The sequence below is a fragment of the Natronomonas amylolytica genome, from assembly GCF_037031205.1.
In the GTDB taxonomy this organism is placed as follows: domain Archaea; phylum Halobacteriota; class Halobacteria; order Halobacteriales; family Haloarculaceae; genus Natronomonas; species Natronomonas amylolytica.
Window position 1 is genome coordinate 28,029 of the sequence record NZ_JAYEZM010000009.1, and the last position, 13,899, is coordinate 41,927.

At 57.2% G+C, this 13,899-nt stretch carries 16 protein-coding genes; 2 read left to right on the forward strand and 14 right to left on the reverse strand.

Translation table 11 applies throughout. The annotated features are described in order from the left end of the window. Positions 1-100: 100 nt before the first annotated feature. The 5 genes from U5914_RS13230 to U5914_RS13250 all read right to left on the reverse strand — a co-directional run bounded on the left by U5914_RS13230 (position 101) and on the right by U5914_RS13250 (position 3,532). Positions 101-763, reverse strand: a complete 663-nt coding sequence (locus tag U5914_RS13230) for a DUF6735 family protein (RefSeq protein ID WP_336136242.1) — start codon at positions 761-763, stop codon at positions 101-103. A gap of 67 nt (positions 764-830) precedes the next feature. Then, positions 831-1,211 (reverse strand): hypothetical protein, encoded by a 381-nt coding sequence (locus U5914_RS13235; protein WP_336136243.1) that lies wholly within the window; start codon positions 1,209-1,211, stop codon positions 831-833. Positions 1,212-1,302: 91 nt separating this feature from the next. Then, positions 1,303-1,491, reverse strand: a complete 189-nt coding sequence (locus U5914_RS13240; RefSeq protein ID WP_336136333.1) for a DUF8012 family protein — start codon at positions 1,489-1,491, stop codon at positions 1,303-1,305. 138 nt (positions 1,492-1,629) lie between these two features. Next, entirely contained in the window at positions 1,630-2,511 is an 882-nt protein-coding gene (locus U5914_RS13245) for a biosurfactant protein 1 (protein ID WP_336136244.1), read from the reverse strand. 94 nt (positions 2,512-2,605) lie between these two features. Continuing rightward, positions 2,606-3,532 (reverse strand): transcription initiation factor IIB, encoded by a 927-nt coding sequence (locus U5914_RS13250; protein ID WP_336136245.1) that lies wholly within the window; start codon positions 3,530-3,532, stop codon positions 2,606-2,608. Positions 3,533-3,839: 307 nt separating this feature from the next. Here U5914_RS13250 and U5914_RS13255 point away from each other — a divergent pair, with 307 nt between their 5' ends. Next, entirely contained in the window at positions 3,840-4,394 is a 555-nt protein-coding gene (locus U5914_RS13255; RefSeq protein ID WP_336136246.1) for a hypothetical protein, read from the forward strand. Positions 4,395-4,492: 98 nt separating this feature from the next. Here the strand turns inward: U5914_RS13255 and U5914_RS13260 are convergent, their stop codons facing one another. The 3 genes from U5914_RS13260 to U5914_RS13270 form a co-directional block, all read right to left on the reverse strand. After that, positions 4,493-5,716: a hypothetical protein gene (locus U5914_RS13260; protein ID WP_336136247.1), complete on the reverse strand. Its 1,224-nt coding sequence runs from the start codon at positions 5,714-5,716 to the stop codon at positions 4,493-4,495. Positions 5,717-5,764: 48 nt separating this feature from the next. Next, positions 5,765-6,391 carry a hypothetical protein gene (locus U5914_RS13265; protein ID WP_336136248.1) on the reverse strand — a complete coding sequence of 209 codons (627 nt, stop codon included), beginning with the start codon at positions 6,389-6,391 and terminating at the stop codon, positions 5,765-5,767. A 235-nt stretch (positions 6,392-6,626) separates the two neighbouring features. Beyond that, positions 6,627-7,493 carry a DNA-binding protein gene (locus U5914_RS13270; RefSeq protein ID WP_336136249.1) on the reverse strand — a complete coding sequence of 289 codons (867 nt, stop codon included), beginning with the start codon at positions 7,491-7,493 and terminating at the stop codon, positions 6,627-6,629. A gap of 532 nt (positions 7,494-8,025) precedes the next feature. Here U5914_RS13270 and U5914_RS13275 point away from each other — a divergent pair. Then, positions 8,026-9,906 carry a hypothetical protein gene (locus tag U5914_RS13275; protein WP_336136250.1) on the forward strand — a complete coding sequence of 627 codons (1,881 nt, stop codon included), beginning with the start codon at positions 8,026-8,028 and terminating at the stop codon, positions 9,904-9,906. A gap of 181 nt (positions 9,907-10,087) precedes the next feature. On the opposite strand, the gene U5914_RS13280 is transcribed toward U5914_RS13275, so the two are convergent. The 6 genes from U5914_RS13280 to U5914_RS13300 all read right to left on the reverse strand — a co-directional run bounded on the left by U5914_RS13280 (position 10,088) and on the right by U5914_RS13300 (position 13,821). After that, on the reverse strand, positions 10,088-11,329 hold the full coding sequence (locus tag U5914_RS13280; RefSeq protein WP_336136251.1) for an RNA-guided endonuclease InsQ/TnpB family protein: 1,242 nt from the start codon (positions 11,327-11,329) through the stop codon (positions 10,088-10,090). After that, positions 11,326-11,502 carry a hypothetical protein gene (locus U5914_RS13285; protein ID WP_336136252.1) on the reverse strand — a complete coding sequence of 59 codons (177 nt, stop codon included), beginning with the start codon at positions 11,500-11,502 and terminating at the stop codon, positions 11,326-11,328. The genes U5914_RS13280 and U5914_RS13285 overlap by 4 nt, the downstream gene beginning before the upstream one ends. 159 nt (positions 11,503-11,661) lie before the next feature. Further along, entirely contained in the window at positions 11,662-11,910 is a 249-nt protein-coding gene (locus U5914_RS13290) for a helix-turn-helix transcriptional regulator (protein WP_256412835.1), read from the reverse strand. A 7-nt stretch (positions 11,911-11,917) separates the two neighbouring features. After that, entirely contained in the window at positions 11,918-12,364 is a 447-nt protein-coding gene (locus tag U5914_RS13295; RefSeq protein WP_256412836.1) for a hypothetical protein, read from the reverse strand. After that, positions 12,327-12,518, reverse strand: coding sequence for a DUF7987 family protein (locus U5914_RS16945; RefSeq protein ID WP_465260926.1), 192 nt, complete (start codon positions 12,516-12,518; stop codon positions 12,327-12,329). The genes U5914_RS13295 and U5914_RS16945 overlap by 38 nt, the downstream gene beginning before the upstream one ends. 256 nt (positions 12,519-12,774) lie before the next feature. Beyond that, entirely contained in the window at positions 12,775-13,821 is a 1,047-nt protein-coding gene (locus U5914_RS13300; RefSeq protein ID WP_336136253.1) for a PAS domain-containing sensor histidine kinase, read from the reverse strand. Positions 13,822-13,899 lie beyond the last annotated feature (78 nt).

Below are 13,899 nucleotides of genomic sequence, written 5' to 3' on the forward strand. Positions count from 1 at the left end.
CTTTTGTATAGGACAAGTCCCCCAGCGCTAAGGTAGCGGTCGAGAGTAGCAATCACCTGTAAACAGGTGAGGAGAGCTGTTCTGCCCTCTAGCAAATTTTCTACGACTTGCCGAGATTGGCTTTTTCGAAGGGAGATTCACCAGTCGGAATGAGCAGCTCCTGTCGGTCTCCGACCCGCTCAGCGAGCTTCCGCTTCAGGTACTGTCTCGCCGTCGACGGCGTGAAGACGCCCTTGTCGATCATGTCGCCGACGACGTCTTTGAGGGCCGCGAACTGTCCCTGCAGGTGGCTGTCGCCGACTGGCTCGCCGTTATACCAGCGTACCGTCGCGAGCGCGCCGTTCCCGACTGTCTCTCCCTGTTCGACTGTCTCCGAGTCGTACTGGAGCCCGAACCACAGCGTCCGATAGGCGGTCACCTCGAACGTCGTCGACACCACGAAGAACGCCTCGAGGTGGAGGTAGTCGAGGTGGTCAGCGACGATCTCGTCGAGGGTGAGCCCGGTGGCGCGGGGTTTCGGCTCGACGACTGTCGACGGTCGATCCTCGCCGGCGAGGTAGCCGTCGACGGCTTCTGCCTTGAGGCCATCGGCCAGTTCCGCCAGCAGCTGTTTCGCCCACTTGGAGTCGGTGTCGTCACCACCGAACGGCGATTCAGCCGAAATTCGGCGCTTGAGCTTGAGGTTCGCTGGGCCCCAATGGCTGTAGTGGAGCGTGTACTGTCCGTCTGTGCGTTCGTACGCAACGAGTGCGCGGTGTCCCATGGAGCAATCACCTCACGGGGCGACCGCGACTGGATCGCCCCGCACCCCTCTCGGGGGACGAACAACGCTACTCGTCGATCGGGTCGGGGGAACTGAGGTCCGCGTGGAGGACTTCGCCGTCGCGAACGACGTACCGCTTCGCCAGGACTGGGAAGCGGCACTTGGTGAACCCCGCTGTCTGGATATCGAGTTCTTCGTCAGCTTCGAGGTGGTCGGCGAGTTCTCGCAGGAATTCGTGGGTCACGATCCCGCCTTCGTAGTCCGGCAGGCCGTTCTCCCGCGCCTCGTGCACCTCGAAGTCGTCGTATCCCCAGATGGTGAGCTCTCCGTCTTCGGTCACTTCCCAGTCGAGCGTCCCGAAGCAGTAGCTCTCACAGAGCTCGCGGACTGCCTGCGGATCCGATACGATCGCGCCAGTCGACGTCGTCGCAGCTTGTAGTGTCGCCATGTCTGGACTTCACGGGGTCGCCCCCGCACCTCTGCCGGGGGCGATAAACCGACGTGAGAGCTGCCTCCCTGGGCGTGGCCGGCGACGCCAGTTAGGAATCTGCGTGGGCGTCCGCCCCGGCTCCGTCGCCCGGCCGCGTGAGAAGACTCACCTCCTCCAGGAGGTCTCTCGCGGTCTCGACTCGCTCTCGATCCGCATCGTCCAATCGGTCGATGTCGAGTCGGTTGAGATTGCTGAGTATACGATGCATCCGGTACCCTTGTTTGAACTCTTGCTCCATCGGAAGCGCCTCACCGCTCGCTGGCGCGGAAAGACCCACCATCGAGACTGGTGTCGGGCTTGCAGGAGATCGCGGCCTTAACCAACGAACCTCGACGCTACTCGCAGGTTGTTGGTTAATCGACGCCCAGCGCTGGCCCTACTCGAGATTGGGGCCGTAGCGAGCCGAGCCACACACCCGGCACTCCCAGATCGGTTGTCCCGTCCACGCTTCATCCGGGACCGACTCGTGGGTCTTGAACCGATGCTCGGTCGCCTGTACACAGTTTTGACAGTCGAGTTCCTGCGTCGTCGGTACCGACGACTCCTGCTGATAAGCCCCAGCTTCACCTGTAGATTCGGTTAGCGCCATCGCTGGAACCAGCCACACCGCGTCGTCGGCGTCGTCGAGGACCGCGTCGAGACGCGACGCGTCGCGGATGCCGTCCCCACGCTGGTCGTAGAGCCGCGTCGGGGGCTGCTCCTGATGCTCCGATGCTCCCTGCCCGTGCCACCCAGTCCGGTCACGGGCGGCACTGAGAAGCCGCTCTCCCTCCTCTGACGACACCTGTACCGCGTCGGGAAGTGAGGGCCATTGCTCGACCAGCTGGCGCGCCGGCGCCTCGTTGAGATCGTAGATGAGCGTGTAGTCGTCGACGACCGGCTCCGCCTCGTTAGCGGAGAGGAGGTTTGCTGCCGCGCCGCCCCTCGCGACGGCGCCGTAGAACGTGGCCGACTCGACGACCAGGTGTACGATGCCGAGGCACGTCGTCGACGCTGCCTCGTTCGTGTTAGTGGCGTCACTCCCGAGATGGTTAGTGAGACAGAACCGGCATTTCGTCTGGCCGGCTGGGACTGACGCCCCACACGACTTGCACTCGCCATCGGCGGCCGTCGGCGCATCAGGATAGCCACCAGCGCTCGTCGCGACGCGTTGCCGTCGGGGGTCACCTTCACACCCGTTGTCCAGCCTCGTGTCCGGAATGTGGGATGCCTCGCCGGTCGGCCGCAATTCCTCAAAGTCGGAGTAACGACCGTTCATAGAGCAGTCTACAGAGAACATGGCTCGTCTTCGTGTTTAAATCGTAGCGTGGATCGAACGATATGCAATACAGACGGAGAAACAGGGGACTGCCTCAGGCGACCTGTTCCTCCAACGTATCCCGGTGTGCCCGGACAGTCGCCTTCGAGGCGTTCGCTACGTCCGCGGCCTCGGATTGCGTCAACCATCGCCCTTCTTCGCGACCGGCCTTGTAGAGGCAGGCCGCGGCGAACCCGGCCGGATGGACGCCCGTCGTGACGCCGCGCTCCTCGGCCTGTTCCGCGAGGGCTCGGGCCCGCTGTCGGATCTCGTCCGGACACTCGAGGTCCGAGGCGAGTCGCGGCACGAACATGCTGGGAGAGACGGGCTCAGCGGGGAGGCCCAGCTCTTCGTTCAGCGTTTTGTACGCGTTCGTGACTCGCGATTCCGCGACGCGGGCCATCTCGCTGACGTCGTCCACTAACCGCGAGAGGCCGTTACACCGGCAGGCCCCGTAGACGCTGGCCGCGGCGATGGCCTCGATGGATCTGCCACGAAGCAGATCCTCGTTCTGGGCGCTCCGGAAGAGCTGACACGCCTGGTCGCGGACCGAATCGGAGAGTTCGAGGGCACTCGCCAACCGACGCACTTCGCCCAATCCGTGGGCGAGATTCCGTTCCGCTTTCGACCGCCAACGACCACGGGTCTGTTCACGGCGCATCCGTGCGAGTCGCCGTCGCTTCTTTCCAGAGATCTCGTTCCCCTTGGCATCGGTGCCGCGACCGATTTCCGTCGACAGGCCGCGATCGTGGCGAGCCGCAGTAAGTGGGGCGCCCGTTCGTTCACACTCCTCGTCGTCGTACGCCCGCCACTCCGGCCCGTTATCGATACGCTGTTCGTCGATGACCAGGCCACAGTCCTCGCAGACTGTTTCGACCGCGTTCGTAGTGACTCGGCCGTCGCACTCGGGACACTGGTTCGCACTCGATTCCGTTCGGACGTCTTCGTCGAATCCGCTCTCGTAGATGTCTCTGGTTGCCATTGTTCTCACCGTGATTCGGGAACTCGCCAGTATAGCGATCCCCTCACCCATTGAGGGGATGATAGACACCCAACTCTTCACTTCAGTAACGAGGAGTCCCGAAACGTGGCCGGAACTATTTGTGTTGACCGCAGAGTCTCTTTGTCAATTCTCAAATCATCTTTACGCCATCGATGTTCAACCCTGGTGAGCTAATGTCAGAGATAAGAAATCCATGGACGGATACCCGGTATGTAGCGCTCATAACCCGCTTTCAATATTTCTGTGCGGAAGAAGATTGAAGTGGACTGTAGTCGAATTTGTCGCTATGCTTGACATACGTGGATTAGTGAAGTGGTCATACGGTTTCGAGCGACGTCATCACATTCTTGTGGGTGCTGCAGGAATCGGCGGGCTCGATCTCTACTTGGCGAACCTCAACGGAAGCGTCCATCCGGTACTCGCTTTCCTCGCCATCCTCTCACCGTTCGCCGCACTAATTGCACTCACTAAGTCGCCCATCGATGAGTTAAAAACTCTGTCAGTTTGGGCGTTCCTCGCACTCTTTGGGGGTGGAGCAATCAAGCTGTTCGTCCATCCCTATATCGCACCAGATCTGACGCTCAACCAGTTTACGACAACGAGCCCAGTTGGAATGGTGATTACAGTCGTAACCGCCATTGCCATGGTAACACTGCTTGAAGCAGTGATGGTCTTTATTGGAAAGAAGATATACTACCGGAAGACCGGTGGCTCCGGTGGCTCCTCGGGTACGCCCGAAGAACGAGTGCTTACCGAGGAAGAGTACGAGGACTTCGAACCAATTGAATACACCAAGAGGATCATCAACCGAGTTACGTCCATCTCTCTCAGCGGATTGTAGCCTCCGGATCTTGACTTCGCTTCAGTAATTGACCTCCGACGCTGCGAAATACAGAACACGTCTGTCAATCGGTTTCTACCTGATTGAGGAAAACGCCGTTAGTCATCGGTCAAAATATCGCGAATACCAGGAGTCATGACGGTAGCTGCGATACCGGAAAGAGTCAAATCTTGGGTGAAGTAGTAAGACAAACCGACCATAAGACCCCCAATTACGGACTGTTGTGCTCCTTTGGACAGACCGTTAAACCAGGCACGAGCTGGCCCAGTCCCCAGGATTGACTGGACCAACATCGCCGGAATCTCGAACGCTAGTTCCGTTGAGAACGCATTGGCATTCGGTGTCGCGGCTTCCATCGTCGCATCAGCAGGCCCTGCCGACGAAATCGTCGATCCCGGTGCCTCCACCTCTGCTGTGGTCGTAGAAGCTTCAACAACACCTTCTCTTCCAGTGCCCGGATGACCTTCTACTCTTCCGGCGACAGCAGCGGCGTTGATTGCTGGCTGAATTGAAGCAAGATCAGCGAGAATAGGCTCTGGAACCTGTATGTCAGTCATCGCATCCGATAACGCCCCCGAGATCGCCGAGTTCACGATGGACTGCTGCAGCTGGAGCTGCTTCGTCATATCTGGCAGACTGGCAGCTACTAATGACGAAACCATACGCTCCTGGCGAGCTATCATCGGCTCCGCGATACTCGCGATCAAACTCGCTTGCTGAGTGGCGATGGGTTCCGTGATACTGGCGAGGATACTCGCCTGACTCGCGGCGAACGGTTCCATGATACTCTCCTGAAACTCCCCGATCCTACTGGCAGCCAATATCGACTCTGTAGGAAACGTGAAGCTATCTGCTATCTGTTCACCGATCTCCGCAAAGTCCACCGCTGGTGGTGGCGTTGCTCCCTCTGGAGGCTCGCCTATTGGCTCTTCGTCCACGTTATGCTCTAGGTAGACCGCACCCACGTACTCCCGTAGCAGGTCTTCGATAGGTTCCTCCTCGTCATCATCCAGTTCTTCAGTAACGTCCTGCTCAAGCGAGAAGAACGCTCGACCAGGCGTCGACGCTTTCACTGCGACTTCCTCCGGGGGCTCCTCAAAAATCAACCGGTAGACTGTAACAGCCTCCCTGATGCGTTCCTCAGGGCGATTCAGCTCATCAGACACAGCGTCAATATCCTCCAATTTCCGGTAGAGTTCGCCAGCCTCACGGATGGATTCCACCCACTCGAAGGAAACCTGCTCCCGACGCTCCCTTCGCCGTTCCTCAATCGTCTCCATGAACTCGTCAAAATCAAATTCCTTAGCCTCCTCCTCAGCCATTCTTACAAAGCAGTTAGAAATACGGGACCATCAAGGCCCCGCTGAAATTTAGATATCCGGCTCTGACAACGGGTATGGAAGCTGTTCTAGGAATCCCTCATCAGCGACCACGATCCCACCATAATCTCGAAGCCGGTACTCATCCTGGTAATTCCCCCACGCCTTGATTTGGTATATTTCAGGTTGACCAGTCGTCTGACCGTGGCTCACGAACTCCACGTTCGTCTCCTCGATTTTATCGGTTAGTGGCCCAAGCTGTTGCGTTACCTCCTGAGATTGAGGCAACGTTTCAGCATACGGCATCACAGTCCATAACGCGTCTTCGTGGTGATCGAGTACTGGAACAATCACGTCCTCCAGTGGTGCAAAATCGGTTAAAATGATCTCGTGCCAATTCGACATCCAGCCCTCCGTATACTCTTCGGGATATAGTGCCTCTTCCGTCCCAGAGTTACCGGATTCAGGAAGAGCAAACTTCACTACGAGGCGATTAGCCTCGTCTGCTACCTTCGACGGAATTTCATATACTGCCCGGCTATTTCCCTTTTCCAAGTACCGGAAATGCTCGTTCAGTGTTTTATGTGCCTGCTCAAAGCCGCCCTGTTCGTGGATTATCTCTGCCACCTTATCGAATAGGCTACGGAACGAGTCGTCGACAATACCTGACGGCTCCATGTTACCGAACGATATCTGCTGCCAGAAAGTAAACCCCGAACACTCGTCTCCTCCCTCCGGATCCGGATCAAGTCTCTTGGATTGCTCACTCTTTCGCAAGGTTTCTGGATTGGATGAAAATCCGGTTCTCGAGGTCGTGGCTGCGCGCGCAGCGAAGCGAGCACGGAGCGGAGGGTGGGGCGGCGGGGTCAGGGTCGGTCCGGCACACAGCAAAAAAGGAGGGCGACGCGCTCGTCTACTCTTCCCACCACCGACCGCGCTCTGGGAATTCGATCCTGCTCCAGCCCGTGATGGCGATGCTGCACCGTCCCTGGTACCAGTTCTTCTTGACGGCCCGGAACCGGACTGTCTGCCCTTCTCTAACTACCGTCTTCTTGCTCTTCTCCCAGATCGTGAATTTCGTACGCCCGCTTTCGTCTTCGATGAGTCCGACTTGGGCGATGGCTGGGGAACTGGGATCCCAGAGTTCGCTCACTGTGCCTTCGACCGTCACCTCACCGACCGGGACGTCCGGCACGTCCGTGATGGGCACGATCGCCCCCGGCGCCGCCTTCAGTTCCTCGAGGGTCTCCAGCACCGCCTTCGTGACGTCCCGCCCGCGCTGCACCTTCTCGGCCAGCTGCTTCGCGACGACCGCTCTCGACCAGCCGCCCTGCACTTCGTCGCTGATCCGCATCGCCTGCTCGTTGACCGCCGCGAGTTCCTCTTGCGTCAGCTTCTCTCGGGGATCCGTGCGCTCCGCCGGCGCCGGCTCGTCACGACCACACTGCTCGCTGACGACCTCTCGCGTGCGCTGCTCGCGACCGTCCTGCGTGCCCAGCTCGGCCTGGGCACTGATGCGCTCCAGTTCGGCTTCCCGCGCCCGAATGCGCTCCTCCTGTTCGAGGGTGACACCGTGAATCCGCTCGGTGCTCGTGTCCGCGATCCCGTCCGGGTGGTTCGCATCCACCTTCGCTTGCGTCTCCTGCTCGACCGCGGCCTCGAACTCCGGCGTCTCGTCGACGACCGGGAAGCCGTCTTCATCGACCGCCTGACCGCCCGCTTTCTCGAATGCCTGTTCATCCACCGTAACGACCTTGCTACTAGAGCTGTTACTTGACATTGGTCTCACCAAAGACCGAAGGCGCTCACGCGCCGACTCCGCGATGCTCCAACATCGCGGTTTTCCGACGACAACGACCGACAGAATCATCTGCGCGCTCTCGCTCGCGCCTTCGCGAGCGCCCTACCGGGCGCGAGCGAGAGCGCGCCTGCATGAGGTGGCTCCTACCAGCACCGCGCGCCGACCCGCCCGGAGCGAGCGGCCAGCGCATTCCCCGTTCGCCGCGACGCAACCACGTCCGTCGCGGTCGGCTCTGCCGAGGTCCGCAGGACCCGAACGGGTGAAGCGCTGGCGTCGAGGGCACATGCACTTTAGCCCGGCAGCCCGCCCGCTACTGCAGGCAGGCAGCCCGGAATGGTCGGTCGCGAGCGACGCGGAGGGCGGAATGCGGCGAGCGGTGCGGGCCGCGCGGGAGCATTCTTTCCTCTGAAATTGCCGCCATTGAATCTGTCAAATACGAATCCGGGCCATTAGTACGAACTTGAAATGGTGGATAAGAGACTTATCTCACCACGGTATTTGTGTATCCAGAATGGAATCGGAAGAAGAGATCCCGGCTCTTTCGCCGGATGTGGGTTATATCGCAAGTCTTCTTCACCCCCTCAAGATTGCGAGCTCAACTGAACACTTCGAGGAATGGATTTGCGAAAACAAAGAGGATGACTTGGATGACCTGGTTCCTGGGTATGTGTTCTTCTTCGAGACAGGTATCCGTGCACTTGCGGTTGGTGGTAGTATCAGCCCAGTTTTTGATCTGGATTATCCGTATGTCCTTCAGCGAGCAGAAGGAGAGATGATCGACCCTGACAAAATCCCCGAATCAAATGAACGATTAGACTTTTTTAGGAATCTAAAACAGATTCAACAACAGATTAGACCAGTAACGGACTGGGAGAACATATCTACAGTACAGGACGCAGTAGCACCCCTTCTTGATCTCTCAGCGAAATTAATAGAAATCGCCGAACCTGTTCCTGAGGCTAATCTCTCAAAAGATACCGCTATTGAGTACGCTACACGTATTCAATTGGTGGATCGATATACTAACACTCGCCAATATGGTCCTCGTGGATATGGACCAACAAATTTGGATCGCTGGTTATTGAGCGGTCCAAGAGAGAACGCTATCAGTGGTTATGTAAGAACGGTTCAATTTGTATGGAGAGAACTCCTTCAGGACGAAAATACGTATCAGGATTCAGTTCTTCCTGATTTGAACAAAGTAACTACGTGGTCATCCGACCATAGAGGAGATAGTTCTGAGCTCTCGTTACAGACCTTTTACGGTGATATCCGGGGACAATTTCTCACGCCAATTGATAAGCAATTAGAATCACTAACCGGGGGACGATTGGTTGAACCCGATGACATACTCGAAGCTCGTTCAGAAATCCCAGAGGATGTACTCTCCCCGTTTTTAACGAGTGTAGAACCACCCAGTCGATCAGAACTTACACTCGAGGAGGAGCTTGATTATGTGCTATTCTGGAATAATGCCGAATGGCTGGGGTCAACCACTTTCAGCAAGGATGCAACGTTTGAGACGACTCTCTGGGGACTTGCAATTACATTCCTTCGGGAAGATGCTGACTTCCCGATTCACGTTGCTCGTTTCAAACATCCTGTAAAGAGTGGTGAGGGGAACCGATATTCGTATGCCCTCCTTCAACGACTGGGACACCGTGGCATTGGCGATCCTTCAGGATGGCTTATTTTCTACGAGGTGGGCACCGACTTTTCGGGGTCAGAAGCTGCTGTTAAATATATTGAAAAATGTATTGCTGAAGTTCAAGATTTCTGGCCAATCGAGGTCCGTGAACTAACAATTGGGATTGAGGAATTTCGCCGACTGATGGCAACTCGGCTTGCAGATGATTATCTTCAAAATGAGCTTGAGGCACAAGACGCGTCTATGAAACTCAATTCGGCTCGAGGAGTTCTTTTAGAATTACTGGGGTACTTCGCTCTAACTGCTCAGGAGGGCGATCTGCCAGTATTTTGGTCTGAAGATCTTGGTGCTGGAGAAGTTGATCTTCTGGTCATAGAACAGGACCAATATCGTGTAATCGAATGTAAGGCAGATCCCGGTGCGGTACGATTCAGTGATGAAATTCCAAAACTCCGTTCCAAAGCGCGACCACTACAAGACGATGGAACAACCGCTCTCGAATTTATGTTTTGGGAGTCTCCGACCGAGGAAACTGCGAATTCACTTCGCTCAGCTGGCATTGAATATACCGTTCTTCCAAACCATTCGTCATTTGACAATCTGAGCCTGGATCGGATACAAGATGCTTTTGCACAATCCATTCGTGATGTACGGTTTGATGATCCAATGGGACCCGTTAGAAGATTCTCAGGAATTCGAGAGGACTTGTTCTGGTATCTAACCTTGACTGAGAATAGACAGTAGAGGGTATTATTGCTCGCCCCGATATCCGATGGTGAAGTGGTCCTAAAATATCGTACCGAATACGGGATACAGTCAAGTCGAAAAGCGATCGACCAGCGGATCGACATCCACTCTGGAAAACCAGAGCGTCCGCTCGCTGGTGTCACGGCGACACCACGGCGGCACCTTGCGGGTCTGTGCGCTATTCGTTGGGAGCCACCGTGGCTTCCTCGACAGGGAACCACTGGTGGTCGTCCCACTGGAACCGCACGGGCCGTGCCGTCGGCCTGACCTCGGTGTTCGTCGCTTGTTCGAGTAGCGTCCGCGACGCGACGAGGTCGGCGTGGCCCTCGAAGCCACACGGACAGGTCAGCGTCTCGCGATGCCGGCGGGTCTGCTCGCGTTCGCCGCACTCCGGACACGTCTGGGAGGTCCACGCCTCGGAGACCGACGCTACTTCGATGCTGTACTCCTCGCAGACGTTCGCGAGCTGGTCGAGACATCGTCGATGCGCCCAGAAGGTACGCGCTTTGAGGTTCGCCTCGACCGACCAGTACTCGCCGAGGACACCGGTGAGGTCGCCGTGGTAGATGGTTTCGACACCGTCGTCGTGGAGTCGCTCGACCAGATCACGAAGGAGCGCGTTCACGGCGTGGTCGCGCCGACGGGACCGCTTCCGATAGAGCCGCTGGATTCGGTTGCTGGTCTGCTGGCCCGCCGGCAGCTTCGCTTTGGCGTCGGCGATGCGCTCGGTCGTCTCACGGAACTGCCGGAACGGCTCCTGACCACTGTACCAGTACTGGTCGCCACTCGTCGTCGTACACGCCACGAGGACGTTCGCGCCGATATCGAGCGCGGCGACGTCCGTCCCCGTCGGCGTCGCCTGTTCCGCCTCGGAGACGGTCACCGGCTGGTGGGCGCGATAAGTCTCGTCGACGTCGTCGTAGGTGAGGTGGAGACGGCCCTGCTCGCCCTGCCAGTGCGGTTCACCGTGGACGGCAACCCGGAGCCGTTCGAACTGACCGAAGCCGTACTCGTCTTTGAGCTGGCTGCCGATGGGCACTTCGAGCCTGGAGCGCTCGCCCCAGCTGATCGTGTAGGCCCCGTTGCGAATGTAGGTCCGCAGGTCGCGTCCGTCGGCTTGGTTCCCCCAGTAGCCCGGTGGGCTGACCTCCTGGTCGGCCTCCTCGACCGTCTCGAAGAACGACCGCCAAGCGGCGTCGTTGACGCGGGTAACCTGCTGGGTCGTCGCCGACCCCAACACATCGACGTACTCGTCGTAGTAGCCGTCACACTCCCAGATGCTCCCGCCGGCGAAGAACTGCTGCCGGCGCGCATACGTCAACTGGTTCCAGAGGCTCGCTGATGCATCGAGGAGGCGTCGAAGGACGGCCTCGTCTTGTTCCGACTGTGGGACGACCTCGAAGGTATTGGTCCGTCTCATCGCTCTGACCCACCCCACATTCGCGGCACGTAGCCGAGATGTTCGATGTCGTCCGCGTAGTCCCGAAGAAGTCCGATTAGGACGATTTCCGGGACGCCGTTCTCGGCCTGTTCGACTAGCCACTCTTCCAGTTCGACTTCGGCCTCCTCGATTTCGTCCAGTTCGACCGCCATCGGTCATTGCGCCTCCGTCTGACGATACACCTGTCGCTGCTGGTGGTGTCGCATCTCGAATCACCTGTGTTGTACAGGCACGACCGAACGCGCCTGCACCCTTTGCAGGCGCTCACAAACTACGCTTAATGTCGTTAGTATCTCCGGTCAGTCAGACATTCAACTCGGTTCAACGTCACTGTCGAGAGCAGTGGTCGGGTTTGCTGTCGATGTTGCGCTATCAGGCTGAAAGAGTTCTTCGACATGGCAATCAAAACAGTCCGCGAGCTTGAATGCAAGTTCAAGCGAGGGGTCATATCGACCATTCTCAATTGAATTAATCGTTTGCCGACTCACTCCAACAGCCTGTGCGAGATCCGCTTGAGTTAGATCATGTTTTGCCCGGTACACTTTGAGTTGGTTATTCATACAACCCTCACGCCAGATTCCGATGCTGTAGTTCTAATACTCCTGCGACCGAGCCGGTAACGATAATCCCAAGCAGGCTGATCCAGATGAAATCAGTTACACTTGATGGCGGCTGAATGCTTCGATACGTTAAGACTGCGGGAATGCCGAGTAAGACGATCACGAAGCCCCACGCCATTGCTGTATCCAGAATCTCGTAGTCTCGTTCATCGAATAGATTTGCAGACCCTCGTCGATACTGGGTTGTATATCCGATATTAATCCCGATGACAGCCCCGATGGGAGTTCCCCAAATCATCACCGGATTCAATTCGCCAAGCAGTGTATACAAACCCGCTGTAATAACAGCAGTCACTCCGAAAAGTAAGGCGTTGTATTTGAGAGGTAACAGTTTCATCTCGATGTATTCAGGTGTTTTATTCCGTGTTGCCTGCGTTCTGTCGACGATACTCATTAATCGCGGTGGGGAGAATAATCCCGACACCTAGCAGAACGATCCCTTGGATGATTGTATCGTCGGTGACCTGAATAGTTCCGAGCCAGAGGACAACCGCGAGACCAATGAATAGGGCGGTGATTTTGGTACTAGTGGAAACCATACTTTCCATAAAGACAAGTAACCTTATCAATCTTTCTTAAGTCCACCACAGATATGTAGTCGCGAGCGACGTGGAGGGCGGAACGCGGCGAGCGGTGCGAGCCGGTGAGGCTATACTGTGTTCTTAGCAGTTACAGACGATACAATGGGTATTCGCATCAAATCCCGGTCCCCGCGTCGACGCCGGCACTGACACGAGGTGTCGCTCTACTTACTCAGTTGTCCCCAAGAACAATCCAGCGTACCAATTTGCCGAGTAGATGTATTTACTCTGCGAGTGGGAGCTGGACAACGAAGACAGCGCCTGACGGCTCATTATCCTCCACCCAGATCTCGCCACCGTATTCGGTGACAAGCGTGTCAACAAGATAGAGACCGATTCCCGTACCGGGACTTCCGAGCCCCCGTTCTCCTTTGCCAAACACGGTGTCTTTGTGGTCGTCGGGGATTCCGGGCCCGTTGTCGGCGATTCGAACTTTAACCTCGTCGTCTCGTACCTCAAACGAAACCTCGATATGAGGGGTATCCGCGTCGTTGTGTTGGACAGCGTTGTTGAGGAGGTTCCTGAAGACCGAACTGAGCATACTGTTGGCAGCGACCTCTACGTCGGGCGGCGAATTTTCCAGGCTGAACTCTGCCTCCGGGAAGGACTCCTCGCGAAGCGACAGTTCGGTTTCCAGGACCGAACGCAGTGGCACGGGTTCCACGGCGACCGCTTCATCCGAGACGACCGTTTCCACGTACTCACGCGCGACCTCGGTCAGTTCAACGACGTGCTCACCGCTGGCAAGGATCTTCTGCAGATATTCGCGCCCCTCGTCGTCGACGTGGTCGTCGAGCATTTCTGCCCAGCCCAGCACGACCGCCATATCGTTCCGGATATCGTGCCGAACAATCCGATTCAATAGTTCCAGCTCTTGCTCGCGTCGTTTTTGATCGGTGATGTCGGTGGAAATGCCGATGATCTCCGAGACATTTCCCGCCTCATCCTGTAGTATAACTTGCCGATTGAGCGTCCACCGGACCGAACCATCCGGGCGAACAACGCGCCCCTCATACTCCGTATCACGGAGTTCGCGGGTTGATTCCTCGATGTTTGCGCGAACGCGATCTCGGTCATCGGGATGAATCGACTCAATCAGTTTCCCGATGTCGTCTTCGATCTCCTCAGGTGGGATACCCCAGATATCTTCGAAGCCCGCACTGATGTACTCGAATTCCCCCGGTTCGGACGCTGTCCAGAGAGCGACGCCGTCCAGTTCATCAAATAGCGACCGAAAATCACGACGCTTCCCCAGCGATCCGTTGCTCATACGGCTTCCAGAAGACCAAATCGTATAAATTCTAGTTCGCAACTCTCGACTCCCCGAGTTCTCGCGGAGGGCGGCAGC

Excerpts from the sequence above, each read along its gene's own strand:
- U5914_RS13250 (WP_336136245.1), bottom strand. The coding sequence starts at position 3,532 with ATGGCAACCAGAGACATCTACGAGAGCGGATTCGACGAAGACGTCCGA.
- U5914_RS13240 (WP_336136333.1), bottom strand. The coding sequence starts at position 1,491 with ATGGAGCAAGAGTTCAAACAAGGGTACCGGATGCATCGTATACTCAGC.
- U5914_RS13280 (WP_336136251.1), bottom strand. The coding sequence starts at position 11,329 with ATGAGACGGACCAATACCTTCGAGGTCGTCCCACAGTCGGAACAAGAC.
- U5914_RS13285 (WP_336136252.1), bottom strand. The coding sequence starts at position 11,502 with ATGGCGGTCGAACTGGACGAAATCGAGGAGGCCGAAGTCGAACTGGAA.
- U5914_RS13290 (WP_256412835.1), bottom strand. The coding sequence starts at position 11,910 with ATGAATAACCAACTCAAAGTGTACCGGGCAAAACATGATCTAACTCAA.
- U5914_RS13300 (WP_336136253.1), bottom strand. The coding sequence starts at position 13,821 with ATGAGCAACGGATCGCTGGGGAAGCGTCGTGATTTTCGGTCGCTATTT.
- U5914_RS13270 (WP_336136249.1), bottom strand. The coding sequence starts at position 7,493 with ATGTCAAGTAACAGCTCTAGTAGCAAGGTCGTTACGGTGGATGAACAG.
- U5914_RS13230 (WP_336136242.1), bottom strand. The coding sequence starts at position 763 with ATGGGACACCGCGCACTCGTTGCGTACGAACGCACAGACGGACAGTAC.
- U5914_RS13235 (WP_336136243.1), bottom strand. The coding sequence starts at position 1,211 with ATGGCGACACTACAAGCTGCGACGACGTCGACTGGCGCGATCGTATCG.
- U5914_RS13245 (WP_336136244.1), bottom strand. The coding sequence starts at position 2,511 with ATGAACGGTCGTTACTCCGACTTTGAGGAATTGCGGCCGACCGGCGAG.
- U5914_RS13295 (WP_256412836.1), bottom strand. The coding sequence starts at position 12,364 with ATGAGTATCGTCGACAGAACGCAGGCAACACGGAATAAAACACCTGAA.
- U5914_RS13275 (WP_336136250.1), top strand. The coding sequence starts at position 8,026 with ATGGAATCGGAAGAAGAGATCCCGGCTCTTTCGCCGGATGTGGGTTAT.
- U5914_RS16945 (WP_465260926.1), bottom strand. The coding sequence starts at position 12,518 with ATGGAAAGTATGGTTTCCACTAGTACCAAAATCACCGCCCTATTCATT.
- U5914_RS13255 (WP_336136246.1), top strand. The coding sequence starts at position 3,840 with ATGCTTGACATACGTGGATTAGTGAAGTGGTCATACGGTTTCGAGCGA.
- U5914_RS13260 (WP_336136247.1), bottom strand. The coding sequence starts at position 5,716 with ATGGCTGAGGAGGAGGCTAAGGAATTTGATTTTGACGAGTTCATGGAG.
- U5914_RS13265 (WP_336136248.1), bottom strand. The coding sequence starts at position 6,391 with ATGGAGCCGTCAGGTATTGTCGACGACTCGTTCCGTAGCCTATTCGAT.